This window comes from Rathayibacter sp. CAU 1779, assembly GCF_054551755.1.
This window is the reverse complement of sequence record NZ_JBTOLK010000001.1, coordinates 121,327-141,068: the sequence shown is the minus strand read 5'-3', so window position 1 is coordinate 141,068 and position 19,742 is coordinate 121,327. Positions and strand designations below refer to the sequence as shown.

The window sequence follows — 19,742 nt, the reverse complement described above, 5'->3', positions numbered from 1 at the left end:
GGTGGTCCACGAAACCTCCGGCTCGATCGCACATGACGCGTCTGCGCCATCGCTTGCTGCGCCGTACCCGTCGGGCCAGGCCGCGATGGGCGGTCGATCGGATCTCGACCTTGAGCGCGCCGTCCGTCCGCGCCGTCCAGGGCGAGGCGGATGCGGCACCCGTCACCTCGTCCGGCGATCAGCCACGCATCGTTCCGTCTCCCATAACTGGAGGTATCACCATGTCGAAATCCCCGCACATCGTCACCGACGGCCACGGCCTCAGCCGCCGCAGTTTCGTCGGATACGGCGTCGCCGCAACGGTGGGCACCGTGCTCGTGGACGCTGCAGTCGGCGGCAACCCCGCGTCCGCCGCAGCAGCGGAGGGCGCGCCGACCATCCAGGTCGGCTTCTCGGATGCCACGGCCCTCTTCGCCGTCGACGGTTCGGGGCGCGCAGACCCTCGCCTCGACGTCACGATCACGAGTCCCGTTGCGCTCACCGGCACGGTGACGTGGTCGGTCCTCTCACGCGGCACGGACAGCGTGCGAAAGGGAAGCCAGGGATTCAGTGTGCAGGCGCTCACGGCCGGAACCACGAAGATCCCGCTGGGATCGCTTGTCGCCGACTACTACCAGGTCGAGGTCGACGTTGCGGATTCCGCCGGCACACACCTGCTCAGCCAGCGGCTCGGCCTTGGAATCCTGCATCCGACGGTTGCCGGTGTGCGCCCGGATTCGGCATTCGGTCTGGGCATGCGACCCGAGGGCGACCAGGAGGTGACCCGCCGGATCGCTCAGCTCATGGGCGTCAAGTGGACGCGAGGCATCACGGCCGTCCAGCCCGACACCGTCAGCCCGGCTCCGCAGAGGTTCTGGGGCGCCACCGACATCGACAAGGCGCGTGCCGAGGTGGCGGAATGGCAGAAGTACGGCGTCTCCGCACTGGGCGGCATTAACTACAACATGTCGTGGAACGTGCAGCCCGATGCGAACGGCAAACCGCTGCCGACGTACCGCAACCGTCCGAGGGACCTGGCCGCGCACGCGGACATGGTCTACCACGCGATCGAACCGCTGCAGGACCTCGTGAAGAACTGGGAGCTGTGGAACGAGCCGTGGGTGCACGGTCGGTACTGGTCGACGGGCGACGCCCAGGACTACCGGGACATGACGAAGCTCATCTGGGACAGGGTGAAGCCGGCATTCCCCGACGTGAACCTGATCGGCGGTGGATCCGTCAGCTACAACCGCGACTCCGTGTACGCCAAGGGCTCTACCGACATCGGCTACATCGACGGCTCCGTGAACCACGCATACGGCTACCCGGACGCGACCCAGTACGCGATGGCCAAGACCCAGGTCAAGATGGACAAGCTCTGGTCGCACTCGAACGGGAGGGCGGGTCAGTGGCAGACGGAGTGCGGCACGAACCTGGTGAACTCGTTCCCCAACCAGCCGGCGGCCGACGGCGTCTACTCGGTCGCTCGCACGCTCGCGCCCACGTATTTGCTGCATATGCTCGCGGCGGCCGAGGAAGGTTCGCCCATCCGCGTGTTCTGGTTCTCGCTCTGCTATGACAAGCCGTACTCCGGCCAGGAATTCAACATCTACGACATCGCCACCAAGACGCCGTTGCCGGCGGTGGTCGCCTACGCGACGATGACCAGCATCCTCGAGGATGCGACGCTCGACGGCGAGTTGTATCCCGACGCGAAGTCCACGTGGGGATTCCTCTTCCGCACGAAGGACGGTCGCGGCCGCGCCGCCGTCTACGCCGATCAGATCTACGGTAGTGCCGGCATCGACCAGAAGAGTGGATACAGCGGCACGCTGACCCTGCACAACGCGCGCGGCATCCGGGTTTACGACTACCTCGGGCGCACGCTCGCCGACGGCTCGGACCAGAAACTCACGCTCACGCTCGCTCCGTGGGAGGTCCTCTACTTCGAGACGGACAAGACAGCGGATGACCTGCGCACGGTCCTGACCTCGAGGGCGTCCTTCGCCTACGACACCCCCGTGCTCGTGACGCCACTGTCGCTGACGCGGCCGCTCGGTCAGGCGGATGCGCTGCAGGTGCGCGTCGAGAACGTCTCGCCGGGTCCGGTGAACGTGCTCCTCCAGGTGGGGACGCCAGCCGGATGGCGGCTCGCCAAGAACAAGGGCACGTGCACCCGGCTCCTGCCGGGTGAACAACGGGTGCTCGACTTCGGAATCGACGACTACAGCGTCAGCGAGGACAACGAGTACGCGATCGCCTGGACCGCGCTCGTCAGCGGCGGACCCAACGTGCGCTTCAGCGGGTCGCAGAACGTGAACGTCGCCCATCTTCCCCACCGATCCATGGTCGTCGGCGCGGATGCGAGCCAGTGGGCCGACGTGATCCCGGTGACGCTCACGAGCGTTGCCAAGACAGGAGACATCAAGCGGTATCGCATGCGCGGGGCGTGGGACGACGACTTCCTCTACTTCCGCGCCGAGGTCGAGGATGCCATCACCTTCTTCAACGCGTCCTTCGCGGCCAATCCGTATCTCTTCCCGTTCCAGGCCGACGACATCCAACTCGCGTTCGACACCGGCAACAAGCCGGACGACCTGCTCGCAGGCGACAGGCACTACGCGAAGGCGCTGGTCTCGTTGTCGCACCTCTACACGGCGACACTCGCGAGTAAGACGAGCGACCACGCGGCCGCTGACTCGTTTCCGCAGCTGCACCGGTTGTGTGCGCCCGGCACCAACTACCAGACGTTCTATCCGACGAACGCTGCTCTGCCCATACCGCTTGGACCCATGGATGCAGCTCCGACCAGCGGCTCAGAGGGCCGCGTCGCCATCAACCGGGATGCTGCCGCGAAGCTGACCACCTATGAGGTGGCGATTGCGTGGGATCAGCTGCCGGAGCTCGCTGCGACCCTACCCGCGAGTGCGGGGGAATCCGGGACCATGGCCTTCGCCTTCGCCATCGGGGACGCCGGCACCAATGGGCACGGGCAGACCTTCTCCACGGCGGCGGCGGAGGCGCCGCAATCCTCCTGCTACAATTTCGCGCCCTTTTGGGGCAAAGGATCGCAGGCGACCGGCGGACGTATCGACACTCGGTGGGGCCTCACCCGCTGATCCGGAAGACGGTACGTTCCCTTGCGCCCCTCCCGAAGCACGCCGCCTCGGGAGGGGCGTCGGCCTTTCTTGTGGAGGAGAGAGGTCTCAGGAAGGAGGCCGCAGCACGCCGCTTCGGCATCAGCGCCCGCGGATACGCTGACGGATGCCCCACCCACCGAGCACCGGAGCCCCCATGCGAATCCTCGACTCCATCGACGACGCCCTGATTGCGGAGCTGCGCACGAAGCAGGAGTTCTTCTGGCTCGACCTCAGTGGCCCGAGCAAGGAGCAGGTGGAGCAGCTCGGGTCGCTGCTCGGGCTGCATCCGCTCGCCGTCGAGGACAGCGTGCGGTTCGGGCAGCGTCCGAAGCTCGACACCTACGGCGACACCGCCTTGCTCGTGCTGGAGGGCGGGGTCGAGTCGCAGCCGGAGGATCGCAACCCGCATCCGCTCGAGGAAGTGCACTGCCACTTGAGCGGCGACTACATCGTGACGCTGCACCAGAACCAGTACGCCGAACTCGACACGCTGAAGGCGCAGTTCTCGCACACGGCGCCGACGAAGACCGAGCGGTATTACCTGTACAAGGTCGTCGACGTGGTGGTCGACAGCTATTTCCCGATGCTGGCCGACCTCGACGAGGAGATCAACGATCTCGAGGATGCCATCGTCTCCGGTGCCGGGCGCCGCGAACTCGAAGAGACGTTCCGCCTCAAGCGGCTGCTGCTGCGTCTGCGGAAGGCGGTCGTGCCGATGCGCGACGTGTTCGCGCGCGAGATCGAGGTGATCGCCGATCTGGCCGGGCTCGAGGCGGACAGTCACGACTATTTCCGCGATGTCTACGACCATCTGATCCGCATCACGGATGAGCTGGATTCGTACCACGAGATGGTCGCCAGCTGCACCGACCTCTATCTCTCGACGGTCGCGAACAAGCAGGGCGAGACGTCGAAGCAACTGGCGATCATCGCGTCGATCTTCCTGCCGTTGAGCTTCCTGACCGGATTCTTCGGCATGAACTTCAGCTGGGAAGTGGGTCACGTGCTCGTCGGCCCGTGGGCGTTCTTCTTCCTGGGGATCGGCACGATGGCGGTCTCCGCGGGATTGATGTGGTGGTGGTTCCACCACAAGGGATGGACCGGCAACGACGGCTGAGCATGACGTGACGCCGGTGCATTCCAGCGGCACATCGGGATGACTCGCCGCCGATTGCGCGCGGCGCGCCGCTCCGAGGGACGAAGTGCTACGCGAGCAAACCGTCGCCTCGGACCTCCACCGGTCGGGGAGCGCGATCGCCTCGGCTGACGCCTTCGCGAAATTGTTCTAGTCAAACGATTGACAAGGTCGCAAACTTAGTCAATCGTATGACTGTGCTCAATCCCCGTCCTCGACCCACCCAGGCAGACGTCGCGCGCCTGGCGGATGTGTCGCCGTCGACCGTGTCGTACCTGCTCAGCGGAAACGAGACGCGCAAGAAGACGTTCCCCGAGGCGACACGTCTCCGCGTCGAGCAGGCAGCGGCGGAGCTGGGTTATGTGATCAATCACCGGGCGCGGGCACTGCGTCGTCAACGATCCGAGATCGTGGGCGTCGCCTACGTGCCGCCGGTCACGCCCTGGTTCGACGCGTTCTCCGCGAACGCCATGCGGCACTTCGCGGAACAGGACTACAGCCTCGTCCAGATCCCGTTCGCACCCGGCGCCACCGAGTCGGTGCAGCGAGCACTGACGCGGGGATACCTCGACGCCGTCATCGCGAACTGCGACGACGCGGAGAACGAGAAGCTGATCGACCTCGCAGCGGACAGCGGCGTGCCGCTGACGATCTTCAGCGACAGCCTCACGACGGACCGAGCCGACGTCGTGCGAGAGTTCCAGCGCGAGGCGCTCGTGGACGCCGTTCATTACCTGGCCGACACCGGCCGCACGCGCATCACCTTCCTCGACTACGAGGCGTCGCCCGGATCGTCGCCGGACGGCAACCTCCGCAAGCGCGGCTACCTCGATGGTATGGACGAGGTCGGCCTGGCGCCTCGTGTTGTCACCTGCCCCGACAACAGGCAGGCGACCTACGACGAGGTCGTCGCCATGCTGTCGGCCGATGACGTTCCCGACGCCCTCATCTCATTCAGCGATCGCGGAGCGGTTTCCGCGATCTGGGCGGCCCAGCACGTCGGCGTACGGGTTCCGGACGACCTGGCCGTCATCGGATGCGGAAACACAGCAGAAGGACGCAGCACCGTTCCGGAGCTGACAAGCCTCGGCATACCCGAAGGCGACTTCGCCGCGATCTTCACGCACGTGCTGGATCGCATCGACGACCCGTCGACCCCGTGCACCACCCTCTCCCTGCCGTGGACGCGATTCATCAGGGCATCCGCCTGACGTCGTCCGACCGGCGACCCGAACGACACCCGACGATCACCCCGACTCGCACTCGACAGACCCAACCAGACCGACACCCGACCCATCGCACCGAACGAAATCCCCCATCACCGCACTGACCCCGGCGCACTCCCGCGCCCCACATCGAAGGAAGCACAGTGAACCAGCTGAACAATGGTGTATCGCGCCGTTCGCTCCTGAAAGCCGCTGGAATCGGAGGCGTCTCGCTCGCCTCCGCGACGCTGCTGGCAGGATGCTCGGTCGGCCTCAACAAGCCGGCAACTCCCACGAAGACGAAAGGCGCGCCGGCCGGCGTGAAAGGTCCTCGCACAGGCAAAGAGCTCGTCATCTACATGAATGCCGGTCACATCTACAAGACGTACACGGACCTGTTCGCGCGCTTCGAGAAGGAGCACAACGTCAAGGTCACCGTGAACCCTCAGCAGTGGCCCGACCTCCAGACCAAGCTGACCGCCGACTTCCTCTCGGGTGATGTTCCCGACCTCGTCGAGGAGAACGGATCGTGGTGGAGCGTTCGATGGGGGACGGCGGGGAACATCCTCGCCCTCGACGACTACATCGCGAAGGACGGCAAGTCGACGGGCTTCCCGAACGACTTCGTGAAATCGGCAGTCGAGGTGCGGCAGGCCGCCGGAAACACCTACGCGATCCCGCTGCATCTGACGTGCAACGGTCTCATCTTCTACAACAAGGAGATGCTCGACAAGGCGAGCGTGTCGGCACCGAAGACCTGGGACGAGTTCACCGAGGCTTGCAAGGCGCTCACCGCAGGGGGTGTCTACGGTGCAGCCCTCAACCAGGACGCCAGCTACTCCCTGCCGTGGCTGCTGCAGTCCGGAGCGACCTACTACTCGCCGAGCAGCAAGGAATTCCTCACCCCGAAGGCCCTGGCATCGAAGACCTACACGCTGCAGCAGGACATGGTCTACAAGTACAAGTCGTCGCCGTCGCCTGTCGCGAGCGTGAGCTACTCCGGACCGCAGAAGCTCTTCTCGGCCAAGCAGTCCGCGATGATCCTCAGCGGACCGTGGGATCTCAGTCCCATCAAGACTGGCAGCCCGGACATCGAGCTCGGTCTCGCTGCACCCCTCAGCGGCAAGAAGCAGGCGGCCACGCTGGCCGGATCCGGCATGATGATCCCCGCGAAGTCGCAGAACGCCGACTTGGCGTGGGAACTGATCAAGGAGATGACGAAGCTCAAGACCGAGCTCGCCGTCACCGAGGAGACCGGCATGACCATGCCTCGTCTGACCTGGGCGGCCGACCCGAAGGTGAAGAACGACCCGTTGCTGAGCGTTGTCGCGAAGTCGCTGCCGCTCGCCGTGGCCACCGACAAGCCGCTGGCGCAGAACAACAACATCGCGAGCATCACGACGGCGTACACGACGATGTACCAGCAGATCGTGTCGCAGCAGACGGCTGTGAGCGACGCGATGACGAAGTTCCAGAGCACCGTCGCGTCGTACGTGTAGGCCGTCATGAGTCTGGTCGAAACCGTCAGCGTGGTCGGCGACGGCACTCCGCCGCCGACCACCCGCAACGCAACGCGGCGCGTGACACCCATGCGGCGCAAGCAGATCCTGACCGCGTATCTGTTCCTGGTACCGGCTGTTCTGTTCTTCGCCGGGATGTTCTTCTATCCGCTGTTCAACGAGCTCCTCACCAGCTTCACGTCGGGTCTCACGGATCCGGTGCCCGTCGGCCTACACAACTATGCAAGGGCGCTCACCGATCCCGTAGTCATCCATTCGTTCCTGGTGACGCTCGAGTATGCGGCGGGCAGCCTCGTCGGCAGCATCGTGATCGGACTCGGCCTGGCGCTGATGCTCAACCAGAGCCTGCGGGGACGGATCGCACTGCGCACGATGATCCTCGTTCCCTACATGACGTCGATCGCGATCGTCGGTCTGCTGTGGCGGAACATCCTGGATCCGAGCGTCGGCATCCTGAACACGGTGCTGAAGGCCGTCGGGCTCCCCGGCCAGGAATGGCTGAACACCGCCCCGCTGCAGACCCTGATCGGCATCACGGTCTGGCAGGAGAGCGGGTACGTGATGATGCTGTTCCTCGCCGGGCTCCAGGCGATCCCTGAGGAGGTGTACGAGGCGTCGAAGATCGACGGAGCCGGAGTGTGGACGAGATTCAGGCGGATCACGCTCCCGCTCCTGGCACCCACCACGTTCTTCGTGCTGCTCGTCGGCGTCATCAGCTCGATGCAGCAGTTCGGCCTGCCGTACATCGTCACGAACGGCGGACCGGGCGATGCCACCTCGCTGTTCGTGTTCCAGGTCTACCAAGAGACGTTCACCAACCAGGACATCGGCTACGCGTCGGCGATGGCCTTCCTGCTGCTCATCTTCATCCTGATCCTCTCCTTCATCCAGATGAGGATCGGGCGTCGGAGGGAACTCGTATGACCACCGCAACACGGACCGGACGGCGCCGGTCGCACGCCGCGCTCGACGACCGGCTCTTCCCCGGAGCGAAGGTCGTCAGCTATATCCTGGCGGTCGTCTTCGCTCTGGCCTGCGTGATCCCGCTGCTCTACATGATCTCGTTGGCGTTCCAATCGGATGCCGAGGTGCAGGGCGGGCGCGCCGTGCTCTTCCCGGCCGTTCCGCAGTGGGGCAACATCGCCAGGGTCTTCGAGGCGGCGCCGTTCGGCCTCTTCCTGCTGAACAGCCTCATCGTCGCCGGCCTCATCACCATCGCACACCTCGTGTTCGACCCGATGGTCGGATACGTCTTCGCGAAGTTCGAGTTCCCCGGCAAGCGGGCGATCTTCACGACGATTCTCGCCACGATGATGATCCCCTTCTTCGTGCGGATGCTGCCCCTCTACGTGATGTTCAGCAACCTCGGCTGGCTCAACACGTATCAGGGGCTGGTCGTCCCGTTCCTCATGGACGCCTTCGGTATCTTCCTGATGAGGCAGTACATGGTGTCGGTGCCGAACGAGCTGGGTGAGGCGGCGCGCGTCGACGGGGCATCCGAGTGGCGGATCTACTGGAACATCGTGCTGCCGCAGACGAAGCCCGCGCTCGCCGTGCTCGGCCTGTTCTCGTTCGTGTTCCAGATGAACGAGTTCATCTGGCCGCTGATCGCGACCTCCACGGAGCAGATGCGCGTGATCACCATCGCGCTGCCCCTGTTCAACAAGGAGTCCTTCACGCAGTGGAACCTGACGGCCATGGCATCCCTCCTGCTCTTCATTCCGATCTGCGCGCTGTTCCTCTTCACGCAGAAGTACGTCGTGCGCGGCATTGCCATGTCCGGCATCAAATGACCCGGCTCTCAACCAGAAAGTACGACTGTGGCCGATAAACCCAATGTCCTGGTGTTCCTCACCGACCAGCAGCGGTTCGACACCCTCGGTGTGCACGGCAACCCACTCGGGCTGACGCCGAACATCGACCGGATGGCCGTGCACGGCACGCACTTCGAGAACGCGTTCACGCCCAACCCGGTGTGCGCGCCGGCTCGATCCGCGCTGCAGACCGGGCTCATGCCGACTGCGACTGGCGTGCACGTCAACGGGATTCCGCTGTCCGTAGACGCGAAGACCATCGCCGGGGCGTTCAACGATGCCGGGTACCAGACCGGCTACATCGGCAAGTGGCATCTCGCAGACGAGGATCCGGTGACGGAGGACCGCAGGGGTGGATACCAGAGCTGGCTGGCGGCGGACCTTCTCGAGTTCAGCTCAGACGAGTACCGCACAGTGGTCTGGGACGAGGACTGCCAGCCCGTGATGCTGCCCGGTTACCGGGCGGATGCGCTGACGGATGCCATCATCCGCTTCATCGCGGACAATCACGACCGGCCGTTCATGCTCTTCAGCTCGTTCCTCGAGCCGCACCATCAGAACGAGCGGGACGATTACCCGGCACCCGACGGATACGCCGAGCAGTACACCGGCCGCTGGACCCCGCCGGACCTGGCGACGCTGGGCGGGACATCCGCTGCGCATCTCGGGGGCTACTACGGTCAGATCAAGCGCCTCGACGAGTGCATCGGCCGCATCAACGATGCGCTGAAGAGCCTCGGCCTGCTCGACGACACGGTCGTGGTCGTGACCTCGGACCACGGCTCGCACTTCAAGACTCGCAACGACGAGTACAAGCGTTCGGCCCACGAGGCGTCCATCAGGGTGCCGTTCGTGCTGCACGGAGGTCCGTTCACGGCTGGCGGTCGGCACAGTGAGCTGGTCAGTACGGTCGACTTGCCCGCGACGTTGTTCGAGATGGCCGGTGTGGACACCGCGCAACTGCACGGTCGCTCCCTCCTGCCTCTGGTGGACCACCGAGCGGATGCCGATCCGTGGCGCGATAGCGTGCTCGTCCAGATCAGCGAATCGCAGCTCGGACGGGCGCTGCGCACTGCGCGCTGGAAGTACGCGGTCGTCGCGCCGGGGGACTCCGGAATGGATGCGGCGTCCGCGTCGTCCTACGACGAGGACGCCCTCTACGACCTCGAGGCGGATCCCTACGAACTGCGCAACCTCATCCACGAGGCGGCGTTCGACGACGTGATCGCGGAGCTGCGCGAGAAGCTGATCGAACAGATCAGGACGTTCGAGGGGACGGAGACGGAGATCCGCCCCCTCGAACGGACGCGCGGCCTTCGCAAGCCGGACACCACGGCACGCTCGCGGCCCATCGAGGCCACCCGCTTCGGGCATCAGCCGCGGGCGGCTTCGCCCGTGGTGCAGCGCACTGCCGAAGGGCACTGAATGCCTGCACGCTCGGACGGAAAAACGGGCACTTTCGGGAGTACGAACGGGCACTTTCGGGGGTAGGAACGCGCGCCGCCGGCCGGCGGCGGCGCGAGCGGCCTCAGAACTCCACGGGGTCGCGGGAGATCGGGCACGTCATGCAGTGGCCGCCGCCGCGGCCTCGGCCCAGCTCGGCGCCGACGATCGTGATGACCTCGACGCCCGCCTTGCGCAGCAGCGTGTTGACGTGCGTGTTGCGGTCGTACGTGAAGACCACTCCGGGTTCGACGGCGACGGCGTTGTTGCCGCTGTCCCACTGCTGGCGCTCGCCGGCGTACCAGCCGCCGCCGGGCTCCACCGTGCGCAGCTTGGCGAGGCCGAGGGCATCCGCCACCACGTCGACGAACGGATCCTTCTCCTCGGTGACCTCTACCGGTCCGCTGTCCGAAGGTCGCAGCGAGAACGCCTGGATCCCGTCGACGATGTCGGGGTAGTAGGTGACCAGGTCCCGGTCGGCGAACGTGAACACGGTGTCGAGGTGCATGGCCGCGCGGAGTTTCGGCATGCCGGCGACGACGACGCGGGATGCGGCATCCGCTTCGAAGAGCTTCGCAGCCACCTGAGTGATGGCCTGGCGTGAGGTGCGTTCGCTCATGCCGATGAGCACGGCGCCGTTGCCGATCGGCATCACGTCGCCGCCCTCGAGCGTCGCCTGACCCCAATCGAGTTCCGGGTCCCCCCACCACACGGTGTTGCCCGTGTAGTCGGGGTGGAACTGGTAGATGGCCTTCATCAGGAGGGTCTCGTCGTGGCGGGCCGGCCAGAACAGCGGATTCATCGTGAGTCCGCCGTAGATCCAGCACGTGGTGTCACGCGTGTAGATCGTGTTCGGCAGCGGGGGCATCAGGTATTCGTTGACGCCGGTCGACTCACGAGCGAGCGAGAGGTAAGACGGACGGAACTCGGCTGGGAGGTCGCGGGTGGAGAGACCGCCGATGAGGTATTCGGCGAGGGTCGCGTCATCCAGTGACTCGAGGAACGCCCTCGTGTCGGCGACGAGGCCGAGGCCCACCTCGTTCGCCGTGATCTTGTGGCCGAGCAGCCACTCCTTCGCCCCGGGAACGGCCAGGGTCTGGGCGAGCAGATCGTGCAGCTCCACCACCTCGACGCCGCGCGACTCCAGCTTGAGCACGAAGTCGTGATGATCGCGCTTGGCGTTGTGCACCCAGAGCACGTCATCGAAGAGCAGGTCGTCGTTGTTGCTCGGCGTGAGGCGTTCGTGCGCGAGTCCCGGTCGGCACACCAGCACCTTGTTGAGCTTGCCCACCTCTGAATGCACACCGTACGACTGGTTCGACATCGGGACTCCTTGCTACTCGCATGTGTTCGGTTGTTCGGGATGCTCTGCCTGTGGTGTCCAGGAAGGGCGTCGAGCCTGTCGCCGGCGCCGCATCGACTCGCCCCGCTTGCTCAGCGCGCTCGGCCGACGGCTCGACGGCTCGTGTGTCAGTGGTTGTAGTACTCCTCGGGCGGCGGCGGCACGATGTCGACGATGCCGGTCGCGAGCAGCACGATGCCGACGATCGCGAAGACGACGAGCACGATGAACACGATCCAGCCCGGCTTGGTGAAGACGGGGATGCGGACGCCGGGTGCGGCATCCGCTCGCTGTTGCCGTCGCGCCACGTAGTACAGCAGGGTCGCAGGGGCGAGCAGGATGCCCGCGAGGAACATGAACACGTAGCCGGCCGCCCAGACGAGGAACAGCGTGTAGACGGTCGAGATGATCGCGACCACCATGTCGCGTGTTCGATGGTCCTTCTTGGGCTTCGCGAGGTCGTAGCCGTCGCGCGTGATGGCGATCTTCACGGCGTATCCGCTGGCCAGGGCGTACGGCGCGAGGGCGAGCGCCGCTGTGAGGTCGAGCGTGAAGTCGAGGGCGTTGTGCAGGAACTGCACCGCGAACAGGATGATCGTCACGAAGATGGACGTCCAGAGCACCGCGTTCGCTGGAACATCGTGCTTGTTCACGCGGGAGAAGTACCGCGGCATGTCGGTGTCCTTCGCCGCGGCGAACACCACGTCGGCGGCGAGCAGCTGCCAAGCGAGGTACGCGCCGAGCACGGAGATGATGAGGCCGACCCGGATGAACGCCCCGCCCCACGGTCCGACCGCCGCCTCGAGCACACTGCCCACCGAGGGCTGAGGCAGCTTCGCGATCTCGTCCTTCGGCAGGATCCCGTAGGACAGGATCGAGATGCAGGCGAACAGCGCGAGCACCGACAGGAAGCCGACGACGGTGGCCTTGCCGACATCCGACCGCTTCTTGGCGTGCCGGGAGTACACGCTCGCGCCCTCGATGCCGAGGAAGACGAACACGGTGATGAGCATCGTTCCCTGCACCTGCAGGAAGAGGGAGTCACCGCCCGGGACGTCGTATCCGCCGCTCAGGTTGCCGATGAAGACGTCCCACTTGAAGAAGAAGATGACCAGCACGAGGAACAGCGCGAGCGGCACCAGCTTCGCCACCGTGACGATCGCGTTGATGACCGCGGCCTCTCGCACGCCCATGCGGATGAGGAAGAAGAAGCCCCAGACCGCGGCCGCCGAGATGATGAACGACAGCCAGGTGTCGCCCTCGCCGAGCACGGGCTTCAGCTCGGGGAAGAGCTGACTGACCGTGGTCATGATGAGCACCCAGTAGAACGCGTTGCCTGCGCACGCCGATGCCCAGAACCCGACGGCGGACAGGAATCCGGGATACACGCCGAACCCCTCGCGGGCGTACACGTACACGCCGTTGTCGAGCCTGGGTTTGCGGTTCGCGAGCGTCTGGAAGACCAGCGCGAGGGTGAGCATCCCGAGGCCGGCGATCGCCCACGAGATCAGGGCGCCGTAGACGCCGGTCTGCGAGGCGAAGCGGGCGGGGAGCTGGAAGACTCCGGCACCCACCATCGACCCGACCACCATGGCGGTGAGCGCGGGAAGGCTGAGCTTGCTGGAGTTCTGCTGGTCTGTCGTGGTCTCGGTGTCGGCGGTCGTCATGAGAGCCCCTCAGCGATGGACTGATCGCAGTGCCCATGGTGCTCGCAGTTGGCACCGTGCGGTTGGTCCAGACCGGGTGAACTGGAGCGTCTGCGTCGCGTTCCCACGTGGAGGCAGGGTCCTCCGCCGAGCCGGAGCGACCATTCGAGCGGATGCGAGGACTTCCGCGACCGGAGCGGATGCCGTCAGTCGAGTCGCTTGCGCATCACCCAGCGATCCCGTCCGCCGCTGCGGGATGACGTCGGCGCCGCCCGCTCGAAGCCGGCGGACTCGAAGAGGACGGTGCTGCCGACGTATCCGGAGATCACGTCGACGCGGCCATCGCCGGACTCGGCGTCGAGCTCCACCGGATACCCCTCCACCACCGCGGCGCCGTTCTCGCGTGCGTGCGCGACGGCGCCGTCGAGGAGCGTGTGCAGCAGTCCCTGCCTTCGGTAGACGGGCTTCACGACGAAGCAGACGATGGACCAGGCATCCTCGTCATCGACGAACGGGATCGTGCGAGAGTTCATCAGACGGCGGTACGTGGAGCGCGGTGCGACGGAGCACCAGCCGGCCGGATCGCCGTTCACGTACGCGAGGACGCCTGGACCGGGCTCGTTCGCGCACTCGTTTCTCATGTAGGCGGCGCGGTCGATTCCGGATCGGGCGTCGCGGTACGACATGCACCAGCATCCGTTCCCGCCGGGCTTCTTCACGCCGACGACGTCGTAGAAGCCGTCCCAGTGGCCGTAAGCCGGTACGACCTCGATGGCGGCGCCCTCCAGCGGGATGCGCTTGGTCATGCGGCCCTCCGAATGTCCGATGCGGCGAGCGTAGTGCGCCCCTCCGTCATTCGGTGCCCGTGCGCCATGCGGTGGCGGGCCGGCGGTGGGCGGCGAGTGTGGTTTCGACGAGCTCAACCAGCGATGGACCAGCGGTGGTGGCGGCGCGGAACCGGGGTGGCGCGGCGGCTGCTACGCGAGGGAGTGCAAGGCCGCCTGCTGGACGGATGCCGTGGCATCCGCAGTGCCGAAGACCTCGCCCAGGAACGCGAGGCGGCGCTCCGCCGCGAGCTGTCCGCCGCCCTCGTGCCCGTTGAACGGGTACACGTCGATGGCCTTGGTGCCGGCGTAGTTGTTGTACGCGGCGAACACGGTGGAGGCCGGCGCGACGTCGTCCATGAGCGCAGCGGAGAAGCGGGCGGCCGCTGTCGACCGCGGCGCGAAGTTCATGGTGTCGAAGTAGGTGAGGGTGCGGAACGCGCGCTCGACGAGCTCCGGTCTGGCGCGTCCGAACTCGGTCAGCTCGAGATATGGCCCGGCGGATGCGACATCGGCGGCCCGTCTCAGGTGGCTGAGGAACGGCAGGTCGGCGAGCACCGCGACAGGGGTGCCGTCGAGCGCGGCCGCCGCGAGCGCGAGCGCGGCACCCTGGCTTCCGCCGGCGACCGCGAGTCGTTCCGCGTCGATCTCCGGATGCCGGGCGGCCGCCCCGATCGCGCGCACCGCGTCCACGATGAGGCGGCGGTAGTAGTACGTCTCGGGATCGAGGATGCCCTGCGTGAGGAATCCGGATGCCTGTGCCCGCCGCTCCGCGTCGCCGTCCGCGGTGTCGCTGCCGACCTGTCCACGGTTGTCGACGATGAGGTTGGCGTATCCGGCTGCGCTGTAGAGCAGGTTCGTGAGGGTGACGGGTGTGCCGCGGCCCGTGCCGTATCCCATGTACTGCACGACGCAGGGGAGTGATCCGCTGCGGTGCCGGGGGAGATGCAGCCACGCCTTGACCGGCTGGTCGTCGAAGCCGGCGAACGTCACGTCGAACGTCTCGACGGTGGCGAGCGGGGTGTCGACGGGGTCGATGTCGATTACTGTCTCGGATCCGGCGTGTTCGGCCAGTGTGGTGGCCCAGAAGGCGTCGAAGTCTTCGCGGGCGGTCGTCGCGGGGCGATAGTCGCGCAGCTGATCGAGCGGCAGATCGAGCACGGGCATGAGCTCACGTGTCCTTTCCGGTTGCGGCGTGCGGGCCGAGGTCGTGACGTCGGCGGGCGGGAGGCGCGTCGACGGTGCGGCCAGGCATCCGGCACGCTGGACGAGTCGCTTCGGAACGGACGCGGCCAGCGACCATCCGTAACGACTATCGATGAACGATAGTATTCACGAAATCGAGGAGGATGCACATGGTGGCGGATTTCGAGGGACGTGTTGCCGTGGTGATCGGCGGGGCATCCGGCATGGGGCGGGCGACGGCCGAGCTGTTCGCGGCACGCGGTGCGAAAGTGAGCGTGTCGGACCTCGACGCGGAACGCGGCGCCGCCGTGGTCGACGAGCTGCGTCGGCGTGGATCGGACGCGATCTTCACCAGAGCGGACATCCGGGTGCCCGCCGAGCTCGAGGAACTCGCCCAGCGCACGGTCGGGGCGTTCGGCGGAGTGGATGCCGTCTTCCTCAGTGCCGGCCGCGTCGAGGCGGACCTCGGCCCGATGCTCGAGCTGTACCTGCAGGGGCCGGCCAACGTCGTGGCGGCGATGCAGCCGCACCTGGAGCGATCGGATGCCGCGAGCATCACCTTCACCGGATCGACGTCCGGTCTGAAGGCGCATCCCGGCGCGCCATGGTATGCGGCGGCCAAGGCCGGCCTGGTCGGGATGACGCGCACGCTCGCCGTGGATCTGGCGCGCAAGGGCATCCGCGTCAACGCCGTGTGTCCGAGCGGTGTCGACACCCCGATGCTGCGGGCGACCATGCGCGGCACGGAGCAGGAGATCGAGGCGAAGCTCGCCGAGCAGGCCGCGCGCAAGCCGCTGGGTCGGTGGGTGACGGCATCCGATGTCGCCAACGTCGCAGTCTTCCTGGCGTCGTCGCAGGCGGCCATGATCACCGGCATTTCGCTTCCGGTCGACGGGGGTGAAAGCCTGTGAGGGCGGATCTGCGGACCCGTCCCGCGGACGGAGCACGCGAGGTGCTCTCACGTGCGGCGCAGCGCACGAGCGCGCGGCACAGTGATCGAGCGAGACCGGACACGTGGGCCCGGCTTGACGACCGACATCCGTTCGTGTAATTCTTTCGACTATCGATAGTCGTTCATCGGCTCGACGAGGACCGCAGCAGTCCGATCGACCAGGCGAACCCGACCTGGTCGCCAGCATCGGACGGTGGAGCGAACTAGCGATCCAGCAACGAGGCTCGGGACCCTTTCCCCGCCTCAACCCGGACATCAGAGTGGAGTCGGAATGAAAGGCAAGGGGATCTGGCGGCGCGTAGGCGCCGTCGCAGTGGTCGCCGGCGCAGCGTCAATGGTGCTGGCGGGCTGTTCTGGGAACGGCTCGTCGGGATCGACGACCAGCACGGCGACGGCGGCGCCAGCGCATCTGCGCATCATCGTCAACATCTCGCCGAACCTCACCGTCGCGTACTGGAACAAGCTCTTCGACAAATACGAGAAGGCGAACCCTGGCGTGACCGTGAGCCTCGAGCGCACGGGCACCATCTCGGCCAGCGACAAGCTGAACCAGGACCTCGCGGCCGGCGACCCGCCGGACATCGTGCAGCAGGTGACACCCACCGCTGACACCGCGAAGCTCTTCACGGATCTGTCGAAGCAGTCGTGGACGAAGGACACCCCGCTCGTCGACAACTACAAGATCGACGGCAAGACGTACCTGGTCGGCGCCGGCCAGCAGGTGCAGTCGCTCGTCTTCTACAACAAGGCCGCGTTCAAGAAGGCCGGTGTCGACGCATCCACGATCAAGACGGTCGCTCAGCTCACCTCTGCGATGGGCAAGCTGAAGGATGCCGGCTACCAGCCCCTGCAGACCGCAGGCCAGTGGGTCACCGGCGGGCAGTTCACCATGTTCAACGACTCGACGACCATGACCAAGACGCCGGACTGGATCAAGCAGCGCCGGGCAGGCGACGTCACCTTCGCGGGCGACAAGGACTACATGAACTCGCTGAAGTCCTACAAGTCGTGGGTGGACAAGGGCTACCTGGAGAAGAGCGATCTGGGCCTCGCGTACGCCGACGGTCAGACCAACTTCCTCGAGGGCAAGTCGGCCATGTACATGATGGGATCGTTCTTCGTGCCCGCCGCCGACCAGGCGAGCAAGAGCGACGAGATCGGCGTGTTCTCGATGCCGACCACGGGCAAGTACCCGACGAAGCAGTACAGCAACATCGCCGACCCGTACGTCGTGGTGAAGCAGTCGAAGAACCAGCAGGCCGCGATCAACCTCGTGAAGTGGCTGACCACGGACAAGAAGGCTGTCGCAAGCGAACTCGCGGCCGACGGCAACTTCCGCAAGGGCTACACGTACTCGATGTCCAGCCTCGGCGAGGGCGTCCAGAAGATCATCGACGCGTCGCCAGGCGGATTCGTCGAGGCCGCTGACGAGCAGCCGGTTCCCGGGTACTCGACCCAGCTCAACAGCCAGATCCAGTCGCTGTTCTCGGGATCGACCCCGCAGCAGGTGGCGGAGAACTTGGACAAGTGGTGGGACTCGCAGGCGCAGTGATGGCCGACGCACGCTCTCCCCGGACCCGTTCCGGGGAGAGCGCTGCGGCGCGCAAACGCAACAGAAGGCTCAAGGACACGGCGATCTCCCTGGGCATGGCCGGCCCCGCCGTGCTGCTCTACTCCGTGCTCATGGTGGTGCCGGTGATCGTCGCGATCTACCTGAGCTTCACCGACTGGGACGGATTCTCCGAGGCGAACTTCCTCGGCATCCAGAACTACACGCACCTCTTCACGGATCCGAACACCACGCACTCCATGTGGGTCACCGTGCTCATCGTGATCTTCGGATCGGCGTTCGAGATCGGGCTCGGTCTCGCCTACGCCCTTGCGCTGCGCCAGAAGTCCCGCACCAACTCGGTGTTCAGGGCCCTGACCTATTACCCGCACGTGATCAGCGCGCTGATCCTCGGATTCCTGTGGAACGCCATCCTTGGCACCAAGGGAGCCCTGAACACCCTGCTGGCTGCGTTCGGCATCGGCCCCGTCGGGTTCCTCTTCGAGCAGGACCTCGCCCTCATCTCGCTGATCGCCGTCATCGTCTGGGCCGGATTCGGCTTCAACGTCGTGCTCTTCGTGGCGGCGCTGCAGACGGTTCCGCTCGAACTCATCGAGGCGGCGGAGATCGACGGCGCCAGCCGCTGGAAGATCAACCGACACATCGTGATCCCGATGATCGCGCCGGTGGTCACGGTGGCCTTGATACTCAACTTGATAGGTCTGCTGCGCGCCTACGACATCGTCGTCAGCCTCACCGGAGGCGGACCGGCCGGCGCCACGTCGACCTACGCGTATGTCATCCTCGCGCAGTCCTTCGGCAGCACGAAGATCGGCTACGCCAACGCACAGGCGGTGTTCCTCATGATCGTGTCCGCAGCGCTCGCGCTGCTCGTGACGGCGCTGCGCAACCGCAGCGACAGGGCTGCAGGAGGTGACGCATGAGCGCGGAGACCGTGCTCGTAGAGGCGGCGACGGCAGAGGCCGTGACCACCAGGACCGTCGCGAAGAAGCCGCCGCGGCAGCGCCGACGAAAGCGCGAGCGCCCCAACGTGGTGCGCATCGTCATGCTCGCGCTGCTCGTGCCGCTCATGGGCGGACCGGCGTACATCCTTCTGGTCAACGCGTTCAAGACGCAGCAGGACATCCAGACGCAGCCGTTCGGGATCCCGTTCGGCAGGCTCACGCTGCAGCCCCTGCTCGCGGCGATCACGTCTCCCGAGTACAACGTGGTGGCGTCATACGGGTTCACGGCATCGATCGTGATCGTCGTCGACATCATCTGCATCGCACTCGCGGGGCCCGCTGCGTACGTCATCGCCCGCAGCACAAGTCGTAAGACCCGACTGCTGATGCTGTACTTCCTGGCCGGAACGTTCATCCCGGGCGCCGCCATGGTCATCCCGGCCATCTACGTGCTGCGCTCGCTCGGTCTGGTGAACAGCTTCGCCGGGCTCGTGCTGTACGACTCGGCGACGACACTGCCGGTGAGCATCTTCCTCATGGTCGGCTATATCTCGACCGTGCCGAACGACATCGACCAGGCCGCATCGATCGACGGCGCAGGGCGGCTTCGCACGTTCTGGACCATCATCTTCCCGCTGTTGCGGCCGGCGGTGGTCACGATCCTGATCCTCAACTCGATCGGCCTCTGGAACGACTTCGTCAGTCCGCAGATCCTGCTCGGGCCGTCATCCGAGCAGTACACGGTGACGACGGCGATCTACACCGGCATCAGTCAGTACACGACGGATCTCACCAAGGTGTTCCCGAACCTGCTGCTGGCGATCGCACCGGTGATCATCTTCTTCATCTACATGCAGCGCCACATCATCAGCGGCCTCACGGTCGGCGCCACGAAGGGATGACTCCCTGGCGCTCGCGGTCGAGAGCGCCAGAGCACGCCCGGTCCAAGCGCCAGAGCGCACCCCGCCTCTTGCGCCAGGAATGCCCGACTGCGCCAGGATTTCGGGCGCGGACGAGAAAAGCCGGCGCAATCGCGGGCGGCA

The 19,742-nt window shown here is 65.9% G+C and carries 15 protein-coding genes; 11 read left to right on the top strand and 4 right to left on the bottom strand.

Going from position 1 to position 19,742, the window contains the following annotated elements:
* Positions 1-221 precede the first annotated feature (221 nt).
* From ACX9R5_RS00620 to ACX9R5_RS00590, 7 genes are all read left to right on the top strand, one after another.
* A complete protein-coding gene (locus ACX9R5_RS00620; RefSeq protein WP_459407072.1) occupies positions 222-3,098 on the top strand; it encodes a DOMON domain-containing protein in 2,877 nt (958 codons plus the stop codon).
* Between the two features lie 175 nt (positions 3,099-3,273).
* Complete coding sequence (locus ACX9R5_RS00615) at positions 3,274-4,236, top strand: magnesium transporter CorA family protein (protein WP_459407071.1); 963 nt, start codon at positions 3,274-3,276, stop codon at positions 4,234-4,236.
* A 209-nt stretch (positions 4,237-4,445) separates the two neighbouring features.
* A complete protein-coding gene (locus ACX9R5_RS00610; RefSeq protein ID WP_459407070.1) occupies positions 4,446-5,465 on the top strand; it encodes a LacI family DNA-binding transcriptional regulator in 1,020 nt (339 codons plus the stop codon).
* A 158-nt stretch (positions 5,466-5,623) separates the two neighbouring features.
* Positions 5,624-6,958: an ABC transporter substrate-binding protein gene (locus ACX9R5_RS00605; protein WP_459407069.1), complete on the top strand. Its 1,335-nt coding sequence runs from the start codon at positions 5,624-5,626 to the stop codon at positions 6,956-6,958.
* A 6-nt stretch (positions 6,959-6,964) separates the two neighbouring features.
* Positions 6,965-7,903 (top strand): carbohydrate ABC transporter permease, encoded by a 939-nt coding sequence (locus tag ACX9R5_RS00600; RefSeq protein ID WP_459407068.1) that lies wholly within the window; start codon positions 6,965-6,967, stop codon positions 7,901-7,903.
* Entirely contained in the window at positions 7,900-8,772 is an 873-nt protein-coding gene (locus tag ACX9R5_RS00595; protein ID WP_459407067.1) for a carbohydrate ABC transporter permease, read from the top strand. Before ACX9R5_RS00600 ends, ACX9R5_RS00595 begins: the two co-directional genes overlap by 4 nt.
* Positions 8,773-8,799: 27 nt before the next feature.
* Complete coding sequence (locus ACX9R5_RS00590; RefSeq protein WP_459407066.1) at positions 8,800-10,218, top strand: sulfatase-like hydrolase/transferase; 1,419 nt, start codon at positions 8,800-8,802, stop codon at positions 10,216-10,218.
* A gap of 103 nt (positions 10,219-10,321) precedes the next feature.
* On the opposite strand, the gene ACX9R5_RS00585 is transcribed toward ACX9R5_RS00590, so the two are convergent.
* The 4 genes from ACX9R5_RS00585 to ACX9R5_RS00570 form a co-directional block, all read right to left on the bottom strand.
* A complete protein-coding gene (locus ACX9R5_RS00585) occupies positions 10,322-11,560 on the bottom strand; it encodes an arginine deiminase (protein ID WP_459407065.1) in 1,239 nt (412 codons plus the stop codon).
* Positions 11,561-11,706: 146 nt separating this feature from the next.
* A complete protein-coding gene (locus ACX9R5_RS00580; RefSeq protein ID WP_459407064.1) occupies positions 11,707-13,245 on the bottom strand; it encodes a basic amino acid/polyamine antiporter in 1,539 nt (512 codons plus the stop codon).
* 185 nt (positions 13,246-13,430) lie between these two features.
* Positions 13,431-14,030: a GNAT family N-acetyltransferase gene (locus ACX9R5_RS00575; RefSeq protein WP_459407063.1), complete on the bottom strand. Its 600-nt coding sequence runs from the start codon at positions 14,028-14,030 to the stop codon at positions 13,431-13,433.
* A 171-nt stretch (positions 14,031-14,201) separates the two neighbouring features.
* Positions 14,202-15,215, bottom strand: coding sequence for an acetylxylan esterase (locus ACX9R5_RS00570; protein ID WP_459407062.1), 1,014 nt, complete (start codon positions 15,213-15,215; stop codon positions 14,202-14,204).
* Between the two features lie 188 nt (positions 15,216-15,403).
* On the opposite strand from ACX9R5_RS00570, the gene ACX9R5_RS00565 reads away from it, so the two are divergent.
* The 4 genes from ACX9R5_RS00565 (at position 15,404) to ACX9R5_RS00550 (ending at position 19,601) form a co-directional block, all read left to right on the top strand.
* A complete protein-coding gene (locus ACX9R5_RS00565) occupies positions 15,404-16,144 on the top strand; it encodes an SDR family NAD(P)-dependent oxidoreductase (RefSeq protein WP_459407061.1) in 741 nt (246 codons plus the stop codon).
* Between the two features lie 312 nt (positions 16,145-16,456).
* A complete protein-coding gene (locus tag ACX9R5_RS00560; RefSeq protein ID WP_459407060.1) occupies positions 16,457-17,737 on the top strand; it encodes an ABC transporter substrate-binding protein in 1,281 nt (426 codons plus the stop codon).
* Positions 17,737-18,678, top strand: a complete 942-nt coding sequence (locus tag ACX9R5_RS00555) for a carbohydrate ABC transporter permease (protein WP_459407059.1) — start codon at positions 17,737-17,739, stop codon at positions 18,676-18,678. The genes ACX9R5_RS00560 and ACX9R5_RS00555 overlap by 1 nt, the downstream gene beginning before the upstream one ends.
* Entirely contained in the window at positions 18,675-19,601 is a 927-nt protein-coding gene (locus ACX9R5_RS00550) for a carbohydrate ABC transporter permease (protein ID WP_459407058.1), read from the top strand. The genes ACX9R5_RS00555 and ACX9R5_RS00550 overlap by 4 nt, the downstream gene beginning before the upstream one ends.
* Positions 19,602-19,742: the final 141 nt, after the last annotated feature.

Excerpts from the sequence above, each read along its gene's own strand:
- ACX9R5_RS00620 (WP_459407072.1), top strand. The coding sequence starts at position 222 with ATGTCGAAATCCCCGCACATCGTCACCGACGGCCACGGCCTCAGCCGC.
- ACX9R5_RS00615 (WP_459407071.1), top strand. The coding sequence starts at position 3,274 with ATGCGAATCCTCGACTCCATCGACGACGCCCTGATTGCGGAGCTGCGC.
- ACX9R5_RS00610 (WP_459407070.1), top strand. The coding sequence starts at position 4,446 with ATGACTGTGCTCAATCCCCGTCCTCGACCCACCCAGGCAGACGTCGCG.
- ACX9R5_RS00600 (WP_459407068.1), top strand. The coding sequence starts at position 6,965 with ATGAGTCTGGTCGAAACCGTCAGCGTGGTCGGCGACGGCACTCCGCCG.
- ACX9R5_RS00595 (WP_459407067.1), top strand. The coding sequence starts at position 7,900 with ATGACCACCGCAACACGGACCGGACGGCGCCGGTCGCACGCCGCGCTC.
- ACX9R5_RS00585 (WP_459407065.1), bottom strand. The coding sequence starts at position 11,560 with ATGTCGAACCAGTCGTACGGTGTGCATTCAGAGGTGGGCAAGCTCAAC.
- ACX9R5_RS00580 (WP_459407064.1), bottom strand. The coding sequence starts at position 13,245 with ATGACGACCGCCGACACCGAGACCACGACAGACCAGCAGAACTCCAGC.
- ACX9R5_RS00575 (WP_459407063.1), bottom strand. The coding sequence starts at position 14,030 with ATGACCAAGCGCATCCCGCTGGAGGGCGCCGCCATCGAGGTCGTACCG.
- ACX9R5_RS00570 (WP_459407062.1), bottom strand. The coding sequence starts at position 15,215 with ATGCCCGTGCTCGATCTGCCGCTCGATCAGCTGCGCGACTATCGCCCC.
- ACX9R5_RS00565 (WP_459407061.1), top strand. The coding sequence starts at position 15,404 with ATGGTGGCGGATTTCGAGGGACGTGTTGCCGTGGTGATCGGCGGGGCA.
- ACX9R5_RS00560 (WP_459407060.1), top strand. The coding sequence starts at position 16,457 with ATGAAAGGCAAGGGGATCTGGCGGCGCGTAGGCGCCGTCGCAGTGGTC.
- ACX9R5_RS00555 (WP_459407059.1), top strand. The coding sequence starts at position 17,737 with ATGGCCGACGCACGCTCTCCCCGGACCCGTTCCGGGGAGAGCGCTGCG.
- ACX9R5_RS00550 (WP_459407058.1), top strand. The coding sequence starts at position 18,675 with ATGAGCGCGGAGACCGTGCTCGTAGAGGCGGCGACGGCAGAGGCCGTG.